Annotated in this window: 22 protein-coding genes; 11 read left to right on the forward strand and 11 right to left on the reverse strand. The window is 72.7% G+C overall.

Translation table 11 applies throughout. From position 1 onward, the window contains the following. Positions 1 to 9: 9 nt before the first annotated feature. Both L6E10_RS26285 and L6E10_RS26290 read left to right on the forward strand, forming a co-directional pair. Positions 10 to 564, forward strand: a complete 555-nt coding sequence (locus L6E10_RS26285; protein WP_236222383.1) for a CGNR zinc finger domain-containing protein — start codon at positions 10 to 12, stop codon at positions 562 to 564. Between the two features lie 83 nt (positions 565 to 647). After that, on the forward strand, positions 648 to 1,037 hold the full coding sequence (locus L6E10_RS26290; RefSeq protein ID WP_236222385.1) for a hypothetical protein: 390 nt from the start codon (positions 648 to 650) through the stop codon (positions 1,035 to 1,037). Between the two features lie 6 nt (positions 1,038 to 1,043). Here the strand turns inward: L6E10_RS26290 and L6E10_RS26295 are convergent, their stop codons facing one another. Further along, complete coding sequence (locus L6E10_RS26295; protein ID WP_236222387.1) at positions 1,044 to 1,445, reverse strand: ankyrin repeat domain-containing protein; 402 nt, start codon at positions 1,443 to 1,445, stop codon at positions 1,044 to 1,046. An 11-nt stretch (positions 1,446 to 1,456) separates the two neighbouring features. Further along, positions 1,457 to 3,715, reverse strand: a complete 2,259-nt coding sequence (locus L6E10_RS26300; RefSeq protein ID WP_240011330.1) for a catalase — start codon at positions 3,713 to 3,715, stop codon at positions 1,457 to 1,459. A 159-nt stretch (positions 3,716 to 3,874) separates the two neighbouring features. On the opposite strand from L6E10_RS26300, the gene L6E10_RS26305 reads away from it, so the two are divergent. Then, the gene (locus tag L6E10_RS26305) at positions 3,875 to 4,393 is read left to right on the forward strand and encodes a hypothetical protein (protein WP_236222389.1); all 519 of its coding nucleotides are present in this window, start codon (positions 3,875 to 3,877) and stop codon (positions 4,391 to 4,393) included. Here L6E10_RS26305 and L6E10_RS26310 read toward each other — a convergent pair. The 3 genes from L6E10_RS26310 to L6E10_RS26320 all read right to left on the reverse strand — a co-directional run bounded on the left by L6E10_RS26310 (position 4,360) and on the right by L6E10_RS26320 (position 8,633). Then, complete coding sequence (locus L6E10_RS26310; protein WP_236222390.1) at positions 4,360 to 7,095, reverse strand: BTAD domain-containing putative transcriptional regulator; 2,736 nt, start codon at positions 7,093 to 7,095, stop codon at positions 4,360 to 4,362. The two genes, L6E10_RS26305 and L6E10_RS26310, sit on opposite strands and share 34 nt — an antisense overlap. Positions 7,096 to 7,191: 96 nt before the next feature. Then, the gene (locus L6E10_RS26315; RefSeq protein ID WP_236222392.1) at positions 7,192 to 7,386 is read right to left on the reverse strand and encodes a hypothetical protein; all 195 of its coding nucleotides are present in this window, start codon (positions 7,384 to 7,386) and stop codon (positions 7,192 to 7,194) included. A gap of 20 nt (positions 7,387 to 7,406) precedes the next feature. Next, positions 7,407 to 8,633 (reverse strand): putative glycoside hydrolase, encoded by a 1,227-nt coding sequence (locus L6E10_RS26320; RefSeq protein WP_236222394.1) that lies wholly within the window; start codon positions 8,631 to 8,633, stop codon positions 7,407 to 7,409. A gap of 305 nt (positions 8,634 to 8,938) precedes the next feature. Between L6E10_RS26320 and L6E10_RS26325 the strand changes: the two genes are divergently transcribed. Continuing rightward, complete coding sequence (locus L6E10_RS26325) at positions 8,939 to 9,439, forward strand: M15 family metallopeptidase (protein WP_236222395.1); 501 nt, start codon at positions 8,939 to 8,941, stop codon at positions 9,437 to 9,439. Between the two features lie 7 nt (positions 9,440 to 9,446). Here L6E10_RS26325 and L6E10_RS26330 read toward each other — a convergent pair whose 3' ends face one another. Together L6E10_RS26330 and L6E10_RS26335 are read right to left on the reverse strand one after the other, a co-directional pair. Further along, a complete protein-coding gene (locus L6E10_RS26330) occupies positions 9,447 to 10,010 on the reverse strand; it encodes a TetR/AcrR family transcriptional regulator (RefSeq protein ID WP_236222397.1) in 564 nt (187 codons plus the stop codon). Further along, positions 10,007 to 10,843, reverse strand: coding sequence for an NAD(P)H-binding protein (locus L6E10_RS26335; protein ID WP_236222399.1), 837 nt, complete (start codon positions 10,841 to 10,843; stop codon positions 10,007 to 10,009). Before L6E10_RS26335 ends, L6E10_RS26330 begins: the two co-directional genes overlap by 4 nt. Positions 10,844 to 11,193: 350 nt before the next feature. On the opposite strand from L6E10_RS26335, the gene L6E10_RS26340 reads away from it, so the two are divergent. The 7 genes from L6E10_RS26340 to L6E10_RS26370 all read left to right on the forward strand — a co-directional run bounded on the left by L6E10_RS26340 (position 11,194) and on the right by L6E10_RS26370 (position 16,614). After that, a complete protein-coding gene (locus L6E10_RS26340; RefSeq protein ID WP_236222402.1) occupies positions 11,194 to 11,832 on the forward strand; it encodes a putative sulfate exporter family transporter in 639 nt (212 codons plus the stop codon). A gap of 142 nt (positions 11,833 to 11,974) precedes the next feature. Then, entirely contained in the window at positions 11,975 to 12,169 is a 195-nt protein-coding gene (locus L6E10_RS26345; protein ID WP_236222404.1) for a hypothetical protein, read from the forward strand. Between the two features lie 151 nt (positions 12,170 to 12,320). Continuing rightward, a complete protein-coding gene (locus tag L6E10_RS26350) occupies positions 12,321 to 12,719 on the forward strand; it encodes a molybdopterin-binding protein (RefSeq protein WP_090096368.1) in 399 nt (132 codons plus the stop codon). 4 nt (positions 12,720 to 12,723) lie between these two features. Further along, positions 12,724 to 13,491 (forward strand): molybdate ABC transporter substrate-binding protein, encoded by a 768-nt coding sequence (modA, locus tag L6E10_RS26355; protein ID WP_236222406.1) that lies wholly within the window; start codon positions 12,724 to 12,726, stop codon positions 13,489 to 13,491. Next, a complete protein-coding gene (gene modB / locus L6E10_RS26360) occupies positions 13,488 to 14,288 on the forward strand; it encodes a molybdate ABC transporter permease subunit (RefSeq protein WP_236222408.1) in 801 nt (266 codons plus the stop codon). The genes modA and modB overlap by 4 nt, the downstream gene beginning before the upstream one ends. Beyond that, positions 14,285 to 15,331 (forward strand): ABC transporter ATP-binding protein, encoded by a 1,047-nt coding sequence (locus L6E10_RS26365; protein WP_236222410.1) that lies wholly within the window; start codon positions 14,285 to 14,287, stop codon positions 15,329 to 15,331. Before modB ends, L6E10_RS26365 begins: the two co-directional genes overlap by 4 nt. Before the next feature lie 74 nt (positions 15,332 to 15,405). Beyond that, complete coding sequence (locus tag L6E10_RS26370) at positions 15,406 to 16,614, forward strand: PP2C family protein-serine/threonine phosphatase (protein ID WP_236222412.1); 1,209 nt, start codon at positions 15,406 to 15,408, stop codon at positions 16,612 to 16,614. Position 16,615: 1 nt separating this feature from the next. Here L6E10_RS26370 and L6E10_RS26375 read toward each other — a convergent pair whose 3' ends face one another. The 4 genes from L6E10_RS26375 to L6E10_RS26390 all read right to left on the reverse strand — a co-directional run bounded on the left by L6E10_RS26375 (position 16,616) and on the right by L6E10_RS26390 (position 20,970). Beyond that, a complete protein-coding gene (locus L6E10_RS26375; RefSeq protein ID WP_236222414.1) occupies positions 16,616 to 17,440 on the reverse strand; it encodes a hypothetical protein in 825 nt (274 codons plus the stop codon). Between the two features lie 37 nt (positions 17,441 to 17,477). Next, positions 17,478 to 18,053 carry a DUF305 domain-containing protein gene (locus L6E10_RS39920; RefSeq protein ID WP_236222416.1) on the reverse strand — a complete coding sequence of 192 codons (576 nt, stop codon included), beginning with the start codon at positions 18,051 to 18,053 and terminating at the stop codon, positions 17,478 to 17,480. Continuing rightward, a complete protein-coding gene (locus L6E10_RS26385; protein ID WP_236222418.1) occupies positions 18,029 to 19,078 on the reverse strand; it encodes a DUF1996 domain-containing protein in 1,050 nt (349 codons plus the stop codon). Before L6E10_RS26385 ends, L6E10_RS39920 begins: the two co-directional genes overlap by 25 nt. A 65-nt stretch (positions 19,079 to 19,143) precedes the next feature. Further along, entirely contained in the window at positions 19,144 to 20,970 is a 1,827-nt protein-coding gene (locus tag L6E10_RS26390; RefSeq protein WP_236222419.1) for a sigma-70 family RNA polymerase sigma factor, read from the reverse strand. Between the last annotated feature and the right edge of the window lie 200 nt (positions 20,971 to 21,170).

A 21,170-nucleotide genomic window follows, 5' to 3' on the forward strand; every position in this document is an offset into this window, starting at 1 on the left:
GGAGTCAATTTGCGTTTTGCCCCTGACACGGAGGAGTCACTGGCTTTCGTCGTGGCCCTGTGCAACACCCACCCGACGGCGTCGCGCGGCGGCGAGGACGAGCTGGCCACGGTCGACGGGCTCATGGCGCTGCTCGGCCGTTTCCCCTACACGGGCCGCATCGACCGCGACGAGGCCGAGCTGCGCGAGGTCCGGGACACCCGCGAGCTGCTCAGGCACGTGTGGACGCTCAGCCGCGACGACGCCGTGGAGGCCGTCAACAAGATGCTCCGCGACGGCAAGGCGCTCCCTCACCTCGTGCGGCACGACGACCTCGACTGGCACATCCACGCCACCGAGCCCACCTCCCCGCTGGCCGAACGGATCCGCGTGGAGGCCGCGCTGGCGCTGATCGACGTGATCAGGACCGACGAGATGGACCGCCTGCGGATCTGCGCGGCCGACGACTGCGAAGGGCTGCTGCTCGACCTGTCCCGCAACGGCCTCAAGCGGTTCTGCGGCGTGCGCTGCGGCAACCGGATGAACATGATCGCCTTCCGCGAACGGCGGGCGGGGCGCGGCTGACGAGCGGTGCGCCGCGCCCCCGCCGGCGCTCGCGGGCACTACGGTGGTGATCAGCGAAGCGGCGAGAGGGGCGGGAACGCGACATGACGTCGTGGAACGAGATCGTCAACTACGTTCGGCTGCGGTACGAGGTGCTGGAGGAGACGGACGTCTGGCTGCGGTTCCGGCTCGACACCGGGAACGGGCGCACCCAGCAGGTCTCGGTGCACCACGTGCACGAGTCCGGTGTGGACTGGGTCGAGATCTCCTCCGCCGTCGGCCGGGCCGGGGAGATCGACCTCCGGCGGTTCCTCGAGCTGGCCGGTGTGTCGCTGATCGGCGGTGCGGGCGTGGTCGACGGCATCGCGCTGCTCAAGCACACCGTGCCCCTGGAGCACCTGAGCGTGCGCGAGGAGTTCGAACGCCCGCTGGCGCTGCTGGTCGCCAGTGCCGACGCGTTCGAGCACGAGCTGACCAGCGGCGACCACTTCTGAGGCCGCTCAGCCGCGCTCGCGCGCGGTGAGCAGCTCCAGCATCTCGGACAGGTCGAAGAACCGCGCCACGTCGAGCGCCGACCGCGGCCCGAGGGCGGGGTCGGCACCCGCTGCCAGCAGCAGCTCCACACTGCGCCGGGAGCGGCGGAAGACCGCCGCTCCCAGTGCCGTCTGGCCCCGGTCGTTGACCCTCCCGGTGTCGGCGCCGCGCTCCAGCAGAGCCGCGACGGTGTCCGGGTGGTCGTGGTACGCGGCCAGCACGAGCAGCGAGTCGCCCGCGCCGTTGGTGAGGTTCACCGGCACCCCCGCGTCGAGCGCCTCGGCCAGCCGGGCGGTGTCGCCGGTGCGGGCGAGGTCGAACATCGAGCGGAGGAAGGAGAGGTCCTCCTCGGTCAGCGCTTCGGTCACGAGCGGGCTCCTCAGGAGATCGTGGCGGGGAAGCGTTCCCAGACGCGGTGGGCGCCCAGCAGCGCGGCCACCTCGCCGAGCACCTTCGTCGCGTCGTCACCGACCGCGATGCCCGCACCCGCGACCCCGGAGGCCTCCAGCGCGGCCTGGCCGGCACCCCACGCGCCGATGGCCTTGGCGTGCCGGAAGCACTCCTGGACCATCAGGACGACGCGCGGGTCGACGAGACCGCCGGGCGCACCGGCCTTCGCGTCACGGGCGGGCACCGCGTCCGGTCCGGGGGGCGGGCTGCCCGCGAGCAGCAGGGCGTCGAACTCGACCGACCGCGCCGTGAGGAACGTGCGCTGCGCCACCAGGCCGGAGTCCCCGATCGGGCCGCCGGTCGGCGCGATCAGCAACGGCACCATCCCGGCCGCCAGGATCGTCTCGCGGACCGTGCGCACACCGTCGAGGTCGGCCGGGTCGACCACGATGCCGATCATGCGGCCGTCGGTCGGCCAGGTCTTCCCGACCTGCGACAGGGCGGGGCTGGGCGCGACCTTCCTCGGCCGGACGGTCGGCGCCGGTGCCGGGAGCCCGAGACCCTTCGCCACCTCGGCGCACAGCGTCGGGTCGACGTTCGCGAGCACCCGCAGCTGGCGTTCCTTGATCGCCTGCTCGTAGCACTTGCCGAGCTCGAAGGTGAACGCGCGCACCAGGTGTTCCTTCTCGACCGGCGACAGGCTCAGCCAGAACAGCCTCGGCTGCGTGTAGTGGTCGGAGAACGAGGCGGGCGACTGCCGGACCTTGGCCGCCTTCGGCAACGGCTGCGCGACCTCGACGAACGGCCGATCCGCGGCCGAGGCCTCGAACGGGTTGCCGCCGTCGAGGGTGTTCGGCTTGTACGGCGCCACGCCCGCGTGCACCGCGTGCTGGTGGTACCCGTCGCGGAACATGTCGTTGACCGGCACGTGCGGGCGGTTGATCGGGATCTGGTTGAAGTTCGGCCCGGCGAGCCTCGTCAGCTGCGTGTCGAGGTAGGAGAACAGCCGGGACTGGAACAGCGGGTCGTCGGTGACGTCGATGCCCGGCACCAGGTTGCCGAGGTGGAACGCGACCTGCTCGGTCTCGGCGAAGAAGTTCATCGTGTTGCGGTTGAGCGTGAGCAGGCCGATCGGCTGCACCGGCGCGAGCTCCTCCGGCACGATCTTCGTCGAGTCGAGCAGGTCGATGCCCTCGAACGTCTGCCGCGGCGTGTCCGGGAAGAGCTGCACGCCGAGCTCCCACTGCGGGTGCGCGCCGGACTCGATGGCGTCGGCGAGGTCGCGGCGGTGGAAGTCCGGGTCGATGCCGTTGATCATCTGCGCCTCCTCCCACACCAGGGAGTGCACGCCGAGCTTGGGCTTCCAGTGGAACTTCGCGAGCGTGGTCTCGCCCTCGGCGTTGACCAGCCGGAACGTGTGGACGCCGAAGCCCTCCATCGTCCGGTAGGAGCGTGGGATGCCGCGGTCGGACATGTTCCACATGACGTGGTGGGTGGCCTCGGTGTGCGTCGAGACGAAGTCCCAGAACGTGTCGTGCGCGCTCTGCGCCTGCGGGATCTCCCGGTCCGGGTGCGGCTTGCCCGCGTGGATGATGTCGGGGAACTTGATCCCGTCCTGGATGAAGAAGACCGGGATGTTGTTGCCCACGAGGTCGAAGTTGCCCTCCTGGGTGTAGAACTTCGTCGCGAACCCGCGGGTGTCGCGCACGGTGTCCGCCGAGCCGCGCGACCCCAGCACGGTCGAGAACCGCACGAACACCTGCGTCTCGACGCCGTCACCCAGGAACGCGGCCTTGCAGACGTTCGAGGCGGTGCCGTAGCCGACGAACGTGCCGTGCGCGCCATAGCCACGGGCGTGCACCACGCGCTCGGGAATGCGCTCGTGGTCGAAGTGCATGATCTTTTCGCGCAGGTGGTGGTCCTGCAGCAGCGTCGGGCCGCGGTCGCCGGCCTTCAGCGAGTGGTCGGTGTCGTACAGCCGCGCACCGGCCGAGGTGGTGAGGAACTCGCCCTGCTGCCCCATGCTGAGCTTCGGCGCACCGGTCGGCGCACCCGTCGGGGACACCGTCTCCGGCCCCGTCTGGTCGGGCTTGGGTGGCAGCGGCGCGCGGGGCTCGGTCGGCTCGTCGAGCGACGGCGGCTCGCTGTTGGGGACGCCGGGGATGGGCGGGTTCACCATCTCGGTGACCTTGTCCACCGCCTTCTCGACGGCCGCCTTCACGAGCTTGCCTGGCTTCTTGCTGGCCAACTGCATCCTCCTCAGAACAAGCAACGTACGAAGGCGTTACCCGCGATCCCGCCGTCTATGCGTGATCGCCGTGTATTGGCGATGTATCGGTCGTGGATGCAGCCCCGGGACGCTGCCGTGGCAGTGCAGTCGTTGCAGTCGTTCGGAAAAGGGGATGTCATGCGGTTCACCAAGATGACGGCGGCGGTCGCCGGCCTGCTGGGTGCGGCTCTGATCGGCACGGCGGCGCCGGCCGGTGCGGCGGGCCAGGAGGTGTTCAGCCCGAGCGTCGAGGTCGCGCAGCCGTGGCTCGAGGACACGGCCTCCGTGAGCGTCGCCGAGGGCGACGTCTCGATCCAGCAGACGGCGGCCGGCGCCATCAGGTGGATGTCCGACCGCCGCGGCAGCACCGCGTACGAGGGCTACTGCGAGCGTGCCGTGCGGCTCGCGTGGAACCGCAGCACGCACCACGCGTCGGCCATCGCGCACTGGCGTTCGTCGGACGGCACGCGCCGCACCACCGGCACCCCGCCGAAGGGCGCGTTCGTCTTCTGGAACACGAGCCAGTACGGCCACGCGGGCATCGCGGACGGCAACGGCGGCTTCTGGTCGACCAGCGTCGGCGGCAGGATCGGCCACGCGAGCTCGGTCGGCTACTTCCGCAACTACCTCGGCTGGAAGCCCGGCAACAGCAACTGATCGAGTGCGCCCGCCGCGCGTGCCAGCGTGCGCAGCGCGGCGGGCTCGCCCTCGCGGTTGCCCGTGCGGCGGTAGGTCTCGAGCGCCTGGTACACCAGGTCGTGCGCCGCCCGCGGATGACCGTTCGACAGCAACGCCTCGGCCAGCTCGACCTGGGCGAACGCCGTGCACCGCTCGTCGGTGAGGTCCATCAGGATCGTCACGGCCCGGCGCGCGCTGACCAGTTCCGCGTCGTGTTCGCCGGTGTCTCGGTACAGCGCCGCGAGCCGGACCAGCACGAGCGCCTCCCGGTGCGCGTCACCGAGGTCCGCGGCGAGCCGCCGGGCACCGGTCAGCCACGCCCGTGCCTCCTCCGGCGAGCCCAGGGCGCCGTGCACCGCGCCGATCGACGCCCGCACGTGCGCGACGGAGTGCAGGTCACCGGCGGACTCCAGCAACGCCAGGGCCTCGCGGTAGCGGACCATCGACCGCTCGTGCTCCGCCCGCAGCCGGTGCACCACGCCGAGGCCCGCCACCGCGGTGCCCTGGCCGCGTTCGTCGCCGGCCGAGCGGTAGAGGTCCCGCGCGGCGAGCAGGTCGCGTTCGGCGTCCGCGAACTCGTCGCGGTAGATGTGCACCTGGGCCAGGCCCCGCAGCAACGCCGCCTCGCCCGCCGCGTTCCCGGCCGCGCGGACGCACCGCAACGCCCTCGTGTGCGTCCGTGCCCAGTCCTCGTAGTGGCTGTGCAGGTCGAAGAACGGCACGCAGGCCGCCGCGAGCTGCCACGCCACGTCGTCGAGCCCGGCGGAGGCCGCGAGGTCGACCAGCCCGCACAACGTCCTGCGCTCCGCCTCGAACCACGCGACCGGCTCGGCCAGCAGGTGCTCCGGCGCGCGCACCCGGTCCACGGCCGCGATCGTCGTGCCGAACGTGACGGGCAGCCGGTGCGCCGCCGTGACCGCGAGCCACAGCCACGCCCGCACCGTCCGCTCCAGGGCGCTGTGGCGGTCGGGCGCCGCGCCGGCGAGTTCCAGCGCGTGGCAGCGCAGCAGGTCGTGCAACCGGTAGCGGGGCTGGCCGATGCCGTCCGCACCGCACGACTCCAGCAGGTTCGCGTCGACCAGCTCGTCGAGGACGTCCTGGCTGTCCGGCTCGCCGAGCAGCGTCTCGACCACCCAGCCGGGGAAGTCGTGCGGACCGAGCAGCGCCAGCCGCACGAACGCCCGGTGCTCCCGGTCGGCGAGCTGCCGGACGCTGAGGTCAAAGCTCGCCCGCACGGCCAGCTCCCCGGAGCTCAGCTCGCGCAGCCGCGTCGACTCGTCCACCAGCCGTTCCCGCAGCACCTGCATCGACCACCCGCCGCGGCCCGCGAGCCGTGCGCCCGCCACCCGGATCGCGAGAGGCAGGTGACCGCACGCCAGGGCGACGGCCGCGGCCTCGGCGGGCTGGGCCCGCACGCGGTCCTCGCCCGCGATGCCCGCGAGCAGAGCGATGGCCTCGTCCGGGGCGAACGGCCGCAGCTCCACCTGCACCGCGCCGGGCAGCTCCGGCAACCGGCGCCGGCTCGTCACCAGCACCGCGCACCCGGCGCCCGCGGGCAGCAGCGGCGCGACCTGGCTCACCGACGCGGCGTCGTCGAGCACCACCAGCACGCGCGTGCCGGCGAGCCGCGAGCGGTAGAGCGCGGCGCGGGCGGTGAGCTGCGACGGCAGCCCGGCACCGATGATCCCGAAGGCGTGCAACAACTCCGTGATGACGTCGCCCGGATCGCGCGGCTCGCCGGTGGTGCCCGCGAGGTCGACGTGGAGCTGACCGTCCGGGAAGTGGTCGCCGACCAGGTGCGCCACCCGGAGCGCGAGCGTGGACTTGCCGACGCCGGGTGGTCCGGTCACCGCCGCCACGGGAGCGGACAGCGAGTCGTGCCGCAACGCCGCCGCCAGCACGCCGATCTCGTCGTCCCGGCCGCGGAAGTCCGACACCGACGGCGGCAGCTGCCGGATCGGCGTGCCCGCGGGTTCCTCCCGCAGCACCGCGAGCTGGGCCTCGCGCAACGCCGGTCCCGGTTCCAGGCCGAGCTCGTCCGCGAGGCGCGTGCGCATGTCCGAGTAGGCCTGCAACGCCTCGGCCCGCCGGTTGTCCCGCCGCAACGCGACCACGAGCTGCGCGCAGACGCTCTCGCGGTAGGGGTGCTCCGCCAGCAACGTCCGCAGTTCGGGAATCGCGGTGGTGATCTCACCCCGCGCCACCTGCAACGTGAGCCGCTGCTCGGTCGTGGCGAGCCTCGCCTCCTGCAACCGGGCGATCGCGGGTGCCCACGCGTCGTGGTCCGGCAGGTCCTCCAGCGGCCGGCCGCGCCACAGCGACTCCGCCCTCCGCAGCAGCTCCAGCGCGGCGCCGGGCCTGCGGCGCGCGTCGGCCACCAGCTCGTCGAACTGGAGCGCGTCGAGCTCGTCCGGCCGCACGGCCAGCACGTAGCCGGTGCCGTGGGTGCGCAGGTGGTCGCCGAGGACCTTGCGCAGCTGCCAGACGTAAGTGCGCACGTTCGACACCGCCGACCGCGGCCGGGAGACCGGCCACAGCGCCTCCACGAGCTGGTCGAGCGAGACCCCGGTGTTCGCGTGCAGCGCCAGGTGCGCGAGCAGCACCCGTTGCCGGACCCCGCCCAGACCTTCGCGGCGGCCGTCCCGCCACACCTCGAGCGGCCCCAGCACCCGCACGCTCACCCCGCTGATGGCTCCTCCGCTCCCCGGGCCCTCCGGCGGGAGGGCGGTGGTGCCAGCGGCGGCGTCGTGCGGCTTCCCGGGAACTGCGGCAGTTCGTCAACCGGCGGCACCATTCCGACGCTTGCGCCACTCGACCAGTTCCGCGCCGATGCATGCCCCGAGGAAAGAGACCGCCGCGCTGAGGAGCCACCTCGCGGAGTCGTAGAACACGACCGCGAGCACGGCCAGCACGACGAAGACGACAGCTCGGAAGAGGAATGTAAGACGGCGCCCACGCTTGATCCGGTCCACGCCTGCGGATACCCCGTGCGTCAGCACTTCGCACGCAGCAGCGCGCCGCTCGTGCCCGGCAGCTTCACCGACTCGACCTGCTTGCCGTCCTGGTCGGTGTGGGGGCGCTGGAGCCGCACCTCGATCTCGCGGCTCCCGGTCGGGTTGGCGTTGACCACGACCGCACCGCAGGTGAAGTCCCGGCGGTAGACCTTGTCGGCCACCGTCCGGTACGCGCCGGCCGGCTGGCCGAGGTGCCAGTCGTACTCGGCGTGCCACGGCGTCGGGTCGCCGTAACCGTCGGTCTTCGCGATCTCGGCGATCGCGGTGTTGCCGTTCGCGGTCATGAACATGCCGGCCACCGCGTACCGGAACGCCTTCGCGTCGCCCACGTCGAAGTGCGGCTGCACCCACGTCATCTTCCCGGCGGCCTCGTTGGCGGCGATCTGCGCGACCTGCTTGCTCCAGCCCTGCGCGTAGTCCTCCAGCAGCTGGTTGCTCGCGAACGCGAGCCACCACTCGTCGAACGCGCCGTCGAGGAAGGCGCTGTAGGTCTCCCAGCCGCCCGGCTGCAGGCGGGCGTTGGCGAGGTTGCCGACCGCGAGCAGCCCCGCGGCCGAGAACCCGGCCCTGACCTCGGCGAGCATGCCCGTGTAGGCCCACTGGAACGACGCGTGGTCCGGGTACTTCGCCGGGCACGTCCCCCGGTGGTAGGCGTCGCAGGTGAAGAGGGCGTTGTCCAGGAACACCCCGTCGAACCCCGTGGCCTTGGCGTTCGAGACGACCGCGCTCACCCACGCCCTGCGGTAGCCGGGGTCGCCGACGTCCATCTGCCAGTGGCCCTCGTAGCCGGAGTAGACCAGCTCCCTGCCGTCGGGCCCGCGCAGGAACCACTCGGGGTGGGTGGCGCGGACCCGGCAGTAACCGAGCCCGGCGGGCAGTTGGTCGTCGTCCTCGCCGTTCTTGCAGGCGTAGGAACGGGTGGAGGAGAGGTCCTTGTAGACGTAGACCTTCACCGCCGGGTTCACGGCCTTGAGCTTGCGGAGGAGGTCGCCCTCCCAGGCGTTGAGCACGATGTGCGCGCGCCGTTTCGCCTCGACGGCGATGGTGGCGTCGTCGACCGGGGTGCTGTTCATGTGCAGCCAGAAGGACTGAGCGCGCCCTGCGGCAGAGGCTTCCCGCGCGGCCAGCGGTGGCACCGCGGAGCCGATGAGGAGAGCCGCCACGAGCAGGAGGGAACTCCCTGCGATGCCTGTTCGCTCGAGCATTGTTCCTCCTGGCCCGGGAAAGTCCTGCTCCCTCTCGCAGCAGTGCGTTTCCGGGGTGCCCGTTCTCCGGTTCACGGGCGGTACTTGCGCGGTAAACCACCTCTTGTGGTCCGGGGCCGGGTCCGAACGACACCGAGGGTGTGCTCGGAACTCCTGGCCGCGCGGTGGTGCGGCCAAGAGGGCGGCATCCGTTGCGGAACTCGCACACTCCGCGTGCGGGGCGATGACATCGGCCGGGCAGGGTCGGAGGAGTCGGAGTCCGCACCATTCACGGGAGATCAGCGGTGGTACTGCGAACTGTTCCGGTGGCCGCGCTCGTTCTCGCGGTGGCGGCCTGCGCACCCGCAGCGGATCCCCCGCCCATCGGCACCACCGGGGACGGCCGCATCCCGGCGAACGAGAGCATCTCGCTGGACGACAGCGGCCACGCCGCCCTCGCGAACCTCGACCCCGCGCTGCTGGCCGCGGTGCGGGCCGCTGCCGCCGACGCGGCGGTGCGCGGGGTCGAGCTGAGGGTGACGTCGGGCTGGCGCAGCAGGGAGTACCAGCAGCGGCTGCTGGACGAGGCCGTCGCCCGCCACCGCAGCGAGGAGGAGGCCAGGAAGCTCGTGCACCCGCCGGACAGGTCCAAGCACGTGACGGGGCAGGCGATCGACATCGGGCCCACCAACGCCGCCGACTGGTTGATCCAGCACGGCGCGGACTACGGGCTGTGCCAGGCGTACGCCAACGAGATGTGGCACTTCGAGCTGCTGACCACGCCTGGTGGTAGCTGCCCGCAGGCGCGGGGCAGCGCGAGCGGATGAGCGCCCGTCAGCGGCAGGCCGCCTCGATCAGCGCCGCCAGCGACCTCGCGGCCCTCTGCTCACCGCTGATCCCGCGCAGCATCGCCGCCCCGAGGGCCTCGCCCGCCCCGACCAAGCCGATGCACCGGCGCTTGAGCTCGGCCGGGGACAGCGACGAGTGCGGCTTCAGCACCGACGCGAACAGCCGCACGTAACCGTCGAGCAGCTCGTGGTGCACGGCGACCTTCTCCGCGCTGCCCTCCAGCGCCGCGCCGATGGCGTGCCACTCGCCGCCCGTGTCGAGGAAGCAGCGGATGTACGCCACCGCCAGGACGTCCGCGGTCTCCCGCAGATCGCGCCCCCTCGCGAGCTCGGTGCGCAGCGCCTGCACCTGTTCGGCGTCGACCGTCCGGTACAGCTCGATGAGCAGCACCGACCGCGAGGGGAAGTGGTCGTACACGACCGGTTTCGACACGCCCGCCTGGTCGGACAGGCGGGCCAGCGTCAACCGGTCCGCGCCTTCCTCGCGGACCATCCGGCGGGCCGTGGCGAGGAGCTGGTCGCGGCGTTCCTGCTTCGAGAGGCGCTTCACGGCGTCAGGTCGGCCCGGTGGTCCGCGGCGAAGGCGGCGAGGGTGCGCGCGGGCCGGCCCGTGACCTTCTCGACCACGTCCGTCACGCCGGCGAACACGCCGTCCCGCACCCGGTCGAGCGTCCAGACGAACTCTTCGCGCTCGAAGCCTTCGAGACCGGAGACCGCCTCGTCGGCCGTGACCTCCTGGTGCGCGATCGGGCGACCGAGCGCCTCGGTGAGCACGGCGGCGGTCCGGGGGAGCGTGAGCGACTCCGGGCCCGTCAGTTCGTAGACCTGGCCGTCGTGACCCTCGTCGAGCAGCGCGCACTCGGCGACCGCGGCGATGTCCCGCGCGTCGATCCACGCCAGGCTCGCGCCCGCCCCGGCGAACGGCAGCCGCCCGTGCCCGGTGATCTCGCCGCGGTAGAACCGGTCGTCGGTCAGCACCTGCATGAACCAGCTCGGCCGCAGGAACGTCCACGGGTGCCCGCTCTTCCGGACAGCGCTTTCCGCCCGCACGGACCAGTCGCCCGGTTCGAACGAGTCGACGTCGCGCTCGGACAGCAGCACGATCCTCGTGGTGGTGGGAATCCTGGTGAGCAGGGAGGAGATGAGCTCCGGGGCGTCCGGGCGGTCGGGCCGCACCAGGAACACCGCGTCGACGCCCTCGACCGCGGCGTCCCAGCCGCCGGGGTCGTCCCACGAGAACGCCGTCGGGACCACGCCCCCGAGGGTCACGGACGACGGGTTGCTGCTCCCGCCCAGGACCTCGACGCCGGGGCGGGCCGCGAGCAGAGCGGCGAGCGGGACTCCGGTCTTGCCGCGGACTCCCGTGATCAGAACGCGGGGCATGGCAGCTTCTCCTTCGCGGTCTCGGCTGAACTGCTTCTGGTGTCGCCACCACCGTACCTACTTTTTGTAGGTTGCGCGGATCGCTGTGCGCCGTCCCACATCGCGGGAGCCCTTGCCGCACCTGCCCCGCTGCTCTGACCACGGCCGCCACCACGAGTGGACGGAGGGACGGCGTGAGCGCGGAAGAGGGTGCCGGCCGCGAGCGCAGGCGCGCGGTGAACGAGGATTGGGGGCGACGATCGCCGGACTGGTGCTGCTGGTCCCGGTGCTGGCGCGGGTCGTGCCCGGCTGGCTGGTGCCGTGATGGCGGAAGTCGGGACGGGGCGACGTCCCGGGCGGCCGTCGTCGTGGTGCCGGCGGCGCTGACCCGCTACCCGGAGCAGAACGTCCCGGTGTTCACCAAGGGCACGTGGCTCGGCGGCATCGCGAAGAGCGTCGAGTACCCGGTCGGCGCGATCCTGCTCGGACTGCTGGGCAACGCGGTGCTGACCGGTCCGGGGGTGCGGGCAAGTCTCGCCGCGGGGTTCCGCACGGAGTTCTTCGTCAAGACCGGCCTGGTGCTGCTCGGCGCGTCGATCAACTTCGCGGTGCTCGTCGAGGCGGCCGGGCCCGCGGTCGCCCAGGCGTTCCTGCTCATCGCGCCGGTCTTCGGCTTCACGTGGTGGCTCGGCGGCAAGCTCGGCCTCGACTCGAAGCTGCGGGCGCTGCTGTCGTCGGCCGTGTCGATCTGCGGCGTGAGCGCGGCCATCGCGGCGGCGGGCGCGGTGCGGGCCAAGCGCGAACCTCTCGCGTGCACGGCGAGCCTGGTCATCGTCTTCGCGCTGCCGTCGATCTTCGTCCTGCCGTTGCCGGTCGACGCCCTCGGGCTGTCCCCGGCGGTGAGCGCCGCGGTGGTGCTGGTCGGTGAGGAGGCGTTGCGGATCGCCACGATCGTCAAGACGACGCAGAACGCGTTGCTCGGCATCGTCGCGGTGGCGCTGACCGCGTAGTTCGCGCTGGAGGTCGACCGGACCGGTGACGTGAAGGTGAGCGGCCGGGCGCTGTGGGAGCGCTTCCCCAAGTTCGTGCCCGGGTTCCTAGCGGCGTCGGTCATCGTCACGGTGTTCCTGGAGTCCGGCGGCGACAAAGCCGGTGATCACCGCGGTCGACGACCTGCGCACGCTGTTCCTGGTCCTGGCGTTCGTGTCGATCGGCCCGGAGTTCCGGGTGGCGCCGCTGCGCGAGGCCGGGTGGAAGCCGATCGGTGTGTTCGCCGGCGCGCCCGCGTTCAACCTGGCCGTGGGTCTCGGCCTGGCCGGCGTGCTGTTCGCGGGGTTCGCCGGGTAGAGGTGCGCGGTGCTGCCGGTGCGTTGCCGACGGCACCGCTCTTCGTCGTGGCCGTGGTGGCGGGCAGCTCGTTCGCGACCGCGGCGAAGCCCAGCTCGCCCCACCACGATCCAGGTCTTGCATCCGCAAAAGCGGAGTTTAGGATGTTCTCATGCCGAATCTGCGGATAAGCGAGGCCGCCGGGCTGCTCGGCGTCAGCGACGACACCGTGCGGCGGTGGATCGACAACGGGCGCCTGACGTCCACGACGCTCGAGAACGGCCGCAAGGCCATCGACGGCAAGGAGCTCGCGGCGTTCGCGCAGCGGCTGACGGAGTCGTCCGAACCCGGCGTCACCGTCGCCGCCTCGGCCCGCAACCGGATGCGGGGGATCGTCACCCGCGTCGTCAAGGACGGCGTGATGGCGCAGGTCGAGATGCAGGCAGGGCCGTTCCGCGTCGTGTCGCTGATGAGCCGCGAGGCCGCCGACGAGCTGGGGCTCGAGGCGGGCAGCGTCGCCGTCGCGTCCATCAAGTCCACCAACGTCGTCGTGGAGATCCCGGAGGCCTGAGCCCATGCGCGCAAGCATGCTCGTCACCGCCGGTGCGGTGCTGGTCCTGGTCGGATGCGGCCCAGCCACTCCGTCCACACCGGACAGCGGGGAGGTGGGCGGCGGCATCACCGTCTTCGCCGCGGCGTCACTGACGGAGACGTTCACCCGGCTGGGCGAGGACTTCGAGGCCGCGAACCCCGGCACGGAGGTCAGGTTCAACTTCGCCGCCAGTTCGGCGCTCGCCCGGCAGCTCGGCCAGGGCGCGCCCGCGGACGTGTTCGCCTCGGCGGCGCCCGCGAACATGAAGCAGGTCACCGACACCGGGGCCGTCACGGACACGCCCACGACGTTCGCGAGGAACAAGCTCGCGATCGCGGTGCCGAAGGGCAACCCCGGCAAGATCGCCGGACTCGCCGACTTCGCCGTGGCCGACAGGAAGATCGCCCTGTGCGCCGAGCAGGTGCCGTGTGGCGCGGCGTCCAGGAAGGTGTTCGACGCCGCCAAGGTGACGCCCGCGCCGGACACGCTGGAGCAGGACGTGAAGGCCGTGCTCACCAAGGTCACGCTCGGGGAGGTCGACGGAGCGCTGGTCTACCGGACCGACGTCAGGGCCGCGGGTGGGGAGGTCGAGGGGATCGACTTCGCCGAGGCCGGCCAAGCCGTCAACGACTACCCGATCGCGCCGGTCGCCCAGGCCCGCAACGCGGCCACCGCCAAGGCCTTCGTCGCGTTCGTGCTGTCCGACCGGGGCCGTTCGGTGCTCGACCAGGCCGGTTTCGTCCTCCCGTGACGCGTCATCGGGCCAGGGGCCGGCTTCCGGTCGTCCTCGCGCTTCCCGCCTTCATCGGCCTGGCGTTCCTGCTGGTGCCGCTGGCCGGGCTGCTGATCAGGGCACCGTGGGGCAGCCTGTCCGGCCGGCTCCTCAGCGCCGAGGTCGGCCAGGCGCTGAGGCTGTCGCTGATCTGCGCCTCGCTCGCCACGGTGCTGTGCCTGCTGCTCGGCATCCCGCTCGCCTGGGTGCTGGCGAGGTCCGGGTTGCCGGGCCGCGGGTTCCTCCGAGCGCTGGTGACGGTGCCGCTCGTGCTGCCACCGGTGGTCGGCGGTGTGGCGTTGCTGCTCGTGCTGGGCCGTCGCGGCCTGGTCGGGCAGCACCTCGACGCGTGGTTCGGGATCTCGCTGCCGTTCACCACGGCCGGGGTCGTCGTGGCCGAGGCCTTCGTGGCCATGCCGTTCCTGGTGATCTCGGTCGAGGGAGCGCTGCGGGCCGCGGATCCCCGGTTCGAGGAGGCCGCGGCCACGCTCGGAGCGTCCCGCTGGCTCACCTTCCGGCGCGTGACGCTGCCGTCCGTGCTTCCCGGTGTGGTGGCCGGTGGCGTGCTGTGCTGGGCACGCGCGCTCGGCGAGTTCGGCGCGACGATCACGTTCGCGGGCAACTTCCCCGGCGAGACGACGACCATGCCGCTCGCGGTGTACCTCGCCCTCGAAACGGATCCGGACGCCGCGATCGTGCTGAGCATCGTGCTGCTGCTGGTGTCCGTCGGGGTGCTGGCCGGTCTGCGCGACCGGTGGATCAGCGGGCCGACATGACCCTGCGCGCCGAACTCCGCGTCACGCGCGGGAACTTCACCCTCGACCTCGACGTGACCATCGCGCCGGGGGAGGTCGTCGCCCTGCTCGGCCCGAACGGCGCCGGCAAGTCCACCGCGCTGCGGGCGCTGGCGGGACTGCTGCCGCTGACGTCGGGGCGCATCACGGCCGGGGAGTCCACCTGGGACTCCCCGGAGACGTTCGTCCCGCCGGAGAAGCGCCCGATCGGTGTGGTGTTCCAGGACTACCTCCTCTTCGCGCACATGTCCGCGTTGGAGAACGTGGCTTTCGGCCTCCGGGCGCGCGGCACCCGGCGCGCCGAGGCGAGGGCGGAGGCCGCGCGCTGGCTCGGCCGCGTGGGGCTGGCCGGCCACGCCCGGGCCAGACCCCGTTCCCTGTCGGGAGGTCAGGCCCAGCGCGTCGCCCTCGCCCGGGCGCTCGCCACGGGCCCGAGCCTGCTGCTGCTCGACGAACCGCTCGCCGCGCTCGACGCGAGCACCCGCCTGCAGGTGCGGTCGGAACTGGGCCGGCACCTCGCGGACTTCGGCGGCCACACCCTGCTGGTGACGCACGACCCGCTCGACGCCATGGTCCTCGCGGACCGGCTGGTGATCCTCGAGGACGGACGCGCCGTCCAGGAGGGCCCGCCCACCGAGGTGGCCAGGCAGCCGCGCACCGACTACGCCGCGAACCTCGTCGGCCTGAACTTCTACCGCGGCACGGCCTCCGGCACCGCGGTGGACCTGGACGGCGGCGGCAGGCTCACCATCCCGGCGCCGGTCGACGGACCGGTGCACGTGGTGTTCCCGCCGACCGCGGTCAGCCTGCACCCGCGGCGGCCGACCGGCAGCCCGCGCAACGCCTGGCCCGTCACCGTCGCCGCGATCGAGCAGCACGCCCACACCACCCGCGTGCGGCTCGACGGCGCCCCGGCCGTGCTCGCCGACATCACCACGGCGACGCTCGCCGATCTGCGGCTGCGGCCCGGTGACGAGCTGTGGGCCGCCGTGAAAGCCACCGAGACGCACACCTACCCGGTCTGACGACCCGGGGACGTGCGAGGCGTCCGTCCACCCCGGGCAGTACTGTCGTGGGGACAGGGTGACGGAGAGGTGGCATGGTCGAGTCCGGAAGTGCACCGATCCGCCTGCGCGTCCTCGACGCCGTCACGGACAGCGCGCTCAAGGAGTTCGAGCTCGACAAGCTCCTGGAGGTGCTGCTGGAGCGGACCCGCGAGCTGCTCGCGGTCGACACCGCCACCGTCCTGCTGGCGGACCGCGGCGGCGCGCAGCTCGTCGCCAGGGCGACCACCGGGCTCGAGGAGGAAGTCTTCCAGGGCACGCGCGTGGCCGTCGGCAAGGGCTTCGCCGGTCGCGTCGCCCAGCTCCGGGAACCTGTGCAGATCGAGCACGTCGACCCCTCCACCGTGGTCAACCCGCTGCTGTGGGAGCACGGTCTGCGCGCGCTGCTCGGCGTGCCGATGATCGCCGAGGGCGAGCTGACCGGGGTCCTGCACGTCGGCAGCACCACCTCGCGCCGGTTCACCGACGAGGAGGTCGACGCGCTGCAGCTCGTCGCCGACCGCCTGGCCGTGGCCGTCTACGTGGACCGCACGCGGTCCGAGCGCGCCGCCGCCACGCTGTTGCAGGAGAGCCTGCTGCCCGCGAGCCTGCCGGCCCCCGAGGGCTGGGACCTCGCGGCGCGGTACGTGGCCGGCGCGGAGAGCGGTGTCGGCGGTGACTGGTACGACGTGTTCGAACTGCCCGGCGACCGCATCGGCGTGGTCATCGGCGACGTCGTCGGCAACGGCCTGCGGGCCGCCGTCGTGATGGGACGGCTGCGCAGCGCCTTGCGCGCCTACGCCCTGGAGTACCTCGACCCCGCGCAGGTGCTGAGCAAGCTCGACCGCAAGGCGAGCCACTTCGAGCACAACACGATGGCCACCGTCGCCTACGCGATCATCGACACGGCCACCCACCGCATGACGCTCGCCGTCGCCGGGCACCTGCCGCCGGTCATCGCCGTGCCGGGTGAACAGACCCGGTTCGCGTCGACCCACGTCGGCCCGCCCGTCGGGTTCGACCTCGGCACCTCCGGCCGCCGCAGCACCGGCGTCGACGTCCCGCCGGGCACCCTCGTCGTCCTCTACACCGACGGGTTGGTGGAGCGCCGCGGGCAGGACCTCGACTCCGGCATGGAGCACCTGCGGCAGGCGGTGAGCGCGGTGGAGCCGGAGGCCGCGTGCATCAAGGTGATGGCCGCGATGGTGGGCGACCAGCCGGCGACCGACGACATCGCGCTGGTGGCGATCCGGCGCCGCGGGTGACCTACGGGTGGTGCGAGCGCGGCACCGGGTTCGCACGGGTCCAGTCGTCGACGTGGAACGGCCTCCGCGCGCCCGGCAGGGCCTTCGCCGCGTGTGCGGCCACCTCGGCCGGCAGCGGTCCGCCGGTCAGGGAGAGCCGGGAGCAGTAGTCCGCCGCGAACGCCGCCGCGACCTCCTCGGCGGTGAGCGCCGGGACGTAGTCGGCCAGCCCCGCGATGGAGCTGCGCCGCAGGTCGTAGCCGAGCGCCTCGGAGACGTCCGTGATCACCGCCCGCACCCGGTCGGAGACCACGACCTGGACGACCGTGCTGAACAGCGAACCGGTGGCGGTCACGCGCTGGGCCGAGCCGACGACCTTCGCGGTGCCGCCGACGTTGATGCTGTGCTCGCCTGGGCAGTACTCACCGTCCACCTCGCCGATGCGGGCGTCGACGTCGCCCAGGCCGCGGAGCACCCGCACGTGGCTCCCGGCGTTCGCGGCGAAGGTCGCGCTGCCCGCGTGCCGGATGCCGGTCGTGCGGTCGAGGTGGTCGACCACGACGGCGCCGCTGTCGTAGGCGACCATGCGCCCGCCCGGTGACCGGACGACCGTCTCGAAGCCCGCCGCCCTGGCGACCTCGGTGGCGTCGGCGATGCCGGGGGAGCGCAGGTCGCGGCCGCTGAACGCGACGGTCGGGCCGTGCGGCACGTACACGTGGACGAGCTCGGACCAGGCCGCACCGGGGGTGCGCAGGAGCAGCGCCGGGGTCACCAGCTCGGTGACGGCGTGACCGGCGCTCCCGGTCACGAGCAGCCGGGCGTGGTCGGGGTTCTCAGCGGTCGGCACACCGCGATTCTCGGCCACGTCCCGGCCGGGCACCCGGTCAGGGCGCTCCCAGGAGCGCGAGGAACTCCGCTCGTGAACGGTCGATGCGCGCGCCCAGCTCCCGTGCCGTCGCGCTGGTGCCGGAGGTGAGCTCGGCACGCGCCACGGTGCGCGCCTCCTCGGACTGCGTGCGCAGCAACGCTTCCAGGTGCTCGTCGAACGCCTCGCCGTCGGCGGTCCCGGCGGCCGCCAGCTCGGCGGCCGTGATCATGCCGGGCATGTCGTGGCCCTCGTGCTGACCGGACTCCTGCCGGCCTGCGCGGGCGAGCAGCTCCCGCGCCAGGGCCAGCTCGGCGCGGTAGTCCTCGCCGAGCCGGTCCGCCACCGGGCGCAGCGCCGAACCGGGCCTGGTGGCCGTCAGGGCGAGCGCGGCGAGCGCGGACTCGTTCTGCGGGATCACCAGGTCCACGAACGCCAGGTCCGTTGCGCTCAGGTCCGCGGCGGCCGGGTCCACGGCGGCCGGACTCGCGGGTGCACCGGGCGGTGCGGGCTGCGAAGTCCCGCAGCCCGTCACCACCACCAGCGCCGCCGCGACGGCGAGAGCTCGCACTACGGGCGGCCGTTCGGTCCGCACTTGACGATCCGGTTGATGCAGTCGCGCACGCGCTGCGCCATCTCGGCCTGCGGCCAGGCGTTGAAGAAGTCGCCGTGCATCGTGAAACCGGGGCCGGACGACAGCTTGAACCGCGCCGGGTCACCGCTGGCCGGGTAGCGCAGCACCTGGCGCAGCTTCGGCACGGGCACCGGGTGCGTGGCCGGGCAGTCGCCCGCGACCGGGTAGGACATGTGGCTCTTGTGGTCGGGCGAGTCGAGGTCCTTGCCGTTCCAGCACTGCGGGAAGTCCAGGTAGGACTCGATCATCGTGCCGGCCGGGCAGTTCACGAAGTCCTTGGAGGCGCCGACGTGGCCCGCGTGCAGGCACGACCAGCGCGACTGCGTGCCGGCGTCCGGCGCGGTGGCCTTGGCGTTGCCCGCGACGATCCGCAGCCCGTACGGCAGCGGCTGGGTGCGCGCGATCACGTCGTCGCGCACGCCCTCACCGAGGTAGTAGAACGTCGTGCCGGTCGGTTCGACGGGCTGGCCGTCGACCAGCAGCGTCGGCACCCAGTACGACGAGAGGTCGGCCTTCGGGCTGCACGTGCTGGTGGCCTTCTCCAGGCTCGCGATGTCCGAGTGCGCGTTGGTCGAGACGTTGCCGAAGAAGCTGTGCAGGTGTGACGCGCCGGGCAGGTTCGGCATGACGATCGGGTCGTCCGGGAGCCGGTGCGTGAACGGGCACTCGGCGACGAACTCGGCGACGCGCACGGCGTTCGGGGGGATCGGTTCCTGCGGCGGCGGGGGAGCGGCGGCCTTGGTGGTCGCCGGCGCTGCCGCAGGAACCGAAGTGCCGGGCAGCGCGGGCGCGGACGTCGCCGGAGCGGCCGTCTGGTGCTGCGAGGTGGTGGTGGTCGTGGTCGTCGTCGAGACGGCGCTCGGCCGCGGCTTGGGCGGCGAGAAGAACATCGCGTTCGCGGTGACCGCGGACGCCACGACACCCGCCACGGCGAGGGCGGCGATCAGCACGCGTCGCCGCAGCCGGGAGGTGGGGACGGGGGACATGGAGAAGTCCTTTCGGGCAGGGGCTACTGACACAGGGGTGGTGCGGGAGCGGCGGGCGGAGGGACTCAGCCCGCGTCGCGGTAGGCCTGACCGGCCTGGTTCGGGGTGCCACCGGGGGCGTAGAGGCCGGTGCCCGGCTTGTCGGCGGGCAGCGCGAACCACGCGTACCGCTCGACGTAGGGGAGGCCTTCCATCATGGCGCTGGAGCCGCGGGCGAACGCCGCGAGCTGCGCCTGGGTCGGGTAGCGCGGTGAGCCGCCGGAGAAGTCGATGAGCGCGTACTCGGTGAGCCACACCGGCTTGCCGTACCGCTTGTGCACCGCTTCGAGGTAGTTCTTCAGGTGGCCGACGGCGGCGTCGCCGAAGTCCGAGCCGTACCAGTGCACCGCGATGAAGTCGACGCGCAGGCCGCGCTGGGCGGCACCGGTCATGAACCGGTCGAGCCAGCCACCCGCCTTGTCGCCGCTGTGCGCGACGGCGGGGCTGCCGAGCCGCAGCCCGGTCGCCGCCAGCTTGGGCCACAGGTCGAGCGCCTGCTCCGGCGTCATGTTCGCCTGCTCGGGGAAGTCGGGCTCGTTGAACCCGAGCAGCACCCTGCCGCCTGCCTTCGCGCGGGCGATCGTGGCGTCGTCGGTGAACTTGGCGCCCCAGATCATCGGCACGAACTCGACGTTCTTCGGCGCGGTGACGCCGTCCGGGTGCACGGCCCAGTTGTAGTACCAGCCGGCCCGCACGTCGCCGAGCGCCTTGCCGACGCCGTCGAAGTTCCAGGTGCTGACGCCCTTCTTCACCGACGCCGCGACGGCGGTCGGGGGAGCGGCGGGCACCGGCGGCGGGGTGGTGGTCGTCGTCGTGGTCGTGGTCGCGGGTGCCGACGAGGTGGTCGTCGTCGTGGTGGTCGTGGGCGCGACCGACGTGCTGGTGACGGTGACCTGCGCGACCGGTTCCTCACGAGAGGGCAGCACGGCGACCACGATCCCCGCGGCCACCACCGCTGCCGCCGCGGCCGCGATGGGCTTGATGAGCGCGCCCTTGAACAGCAGCCCGATCTTGCTCGTCGTGACCGGGTCCGCGGGAACGGCCGAGATGGAGGTCTGGGTGCCGGCGAGCGCCGCCGGGTCGAACGCGAGCGCGGCGGGCAGCGGCACCAGCGGCAGCCGGGCGATCAGCCCCTCGACCGACGCGAGGTCGTACCCGCAGCGCTCGCACCGGCGGCAGCTGCGGCTGTGCCGGGCGATCCGCTTGCGCCACAACGCACTCGGGTCACCGTCCCAGTCGGCCAGCACCTCGGCCAGCTCGGGACAGCGAGGCGTGCTCTCCAGCGTCCGCACGACGATGCGCGCCGCGTCCAGCTGCGCCTTGACCCGCTGCACGCGCACGGCCGTGTGCTGCGGCGTGAGCTCGAGCGCCTCGGCGACCTCCGCACGGGTGAGCCGCCCGGCAGCCTCCAGCCACCAGAGGCTGAGCAGCTCGCGTTCGTCCGCGCTGAGCCACCGCGTGGCCGCGACCACCTCGCGCCGCTGCCCCGACAGCTGCAGGCGCATGATCGTGAGGTCGACGAAGTCCGCACCGGGGTCCGCCACGTCCTCCGGCACCGGTCCGGTGACCGGCACGCGCTGCTGTTCGCGGTGGCGCAGCCGGATCTGGTTCATGGCGATCACGACCAGCCACGACCGGAACCCCGCCGGGTCCCGCAACCCGGCCAACCCGTGCACCGCCCGCAACATCGTCTCCTGGACGACGTCGTCGGTGTCGGCGTGCCCGCCGAGCGCGTGGCCCACGATGTTGTAGACGAGGGGCAGGTACCCGCTCACCAGGTCGTCGAGCGCGCGCTGGTCACCGTCGCGCGCGGCCACCACCGTCGCGACGCCGGGTTCCTCGGCCACCGCCATGCCCACCTCACTTGCCGGTCCAGAAGTCCTCTGACCAGGAGATGTCCTCGGGACGCGGCAATAACGAAAAATTCTCGACGAGTTGGATCCGGCTGGGGACGGGCTCGTCGGGCAGGGGAAGTAGAGCACGGTGGGGTGGCGGGCCGTGTGAGGCCGGGCGAGCCGGGGCCGGGTGGGCGCGGGGGGTGTTGGCGGGCCGG

The organism is Lentzea sp. CC55 (assembly GCF_021056325.1).
Lineage (GTDB): Bacteria > Actinomycetota > Actinomycetes > Mycobacteriales > Pseudonocardiaceae > Lentzea > Lentzea jiangxiensis.

Coding starts and splice junctions, on each gene's coding strand:
- L6E10_RS26290 (WP_236222385.1), top strand. CDS start 648: ATGACGTCGTGGAACGAGATCGTCAACTACGTTCGGCTGCGGTACGAG.
- L6E10_RS26305 (WP_236222389.1), top strand. CDS start 3,875: ATGCGGTTCACCAAGATGACGGCGGCGGTCGCCGGCCTGCTGGGTGCG.
- L6E10_RS26320 (WP_236222394.1), bottom strand. CDS start 8,633: ATGCTCGAGCGAACAGGCATCGCAGGGAGTTCCCTCCTGCTCGTGGCG.
- L6E10_RS26335 (WP_236222399.1), bottom strand. CDS start 10,843: ATGCCCCGCGTTCTGATCACGGGAGTCCGCGGCAAGACCGGAGTCCCG.
- L6E10_RS26350 (WP_090096368.1), top strand. CDS start 12,321: ATGCCGAATCTGCGGATAAGCGAGGCCGCCGGGCTGCTCGGCGTCAGC.
- modA (WP_236222406.1), top strand. CDS start 12,724: ATGCGCGCAAGCATGCTCGTCACCGCCGGTGCGGTGCTGGTCCTGGTC.
- L6E10_RS26365 (WP_236222410.1), top strand. CDS start 14,285: ATGACCCTGCGCGCCGAACTCCGCGTCACGCGCGGGAACTTCACCCTC.
- L6E10_RS26370 (WP_236222412.1), top strand. CDS start 15,406: ATGGTCGAGTCCGGAAGTGCACCGATCCGCCTGCGCGTCCTCGACGCC.
- L6E10_RS26385 (WP_236222418.1), bottom strand. CDS start 19,078: ATGTCCCCCGTCCCCACCTCCCGGCTGCGGCGACGCGTGCTGATCGCC.
- L6E10_RS26390 (WP_236222419.1), bottom strand. CDS start 20,970: ATGGCGGTGGCCGAGGAACCCGGCGTCGCGACGGTGGTGGCCGCGCGC.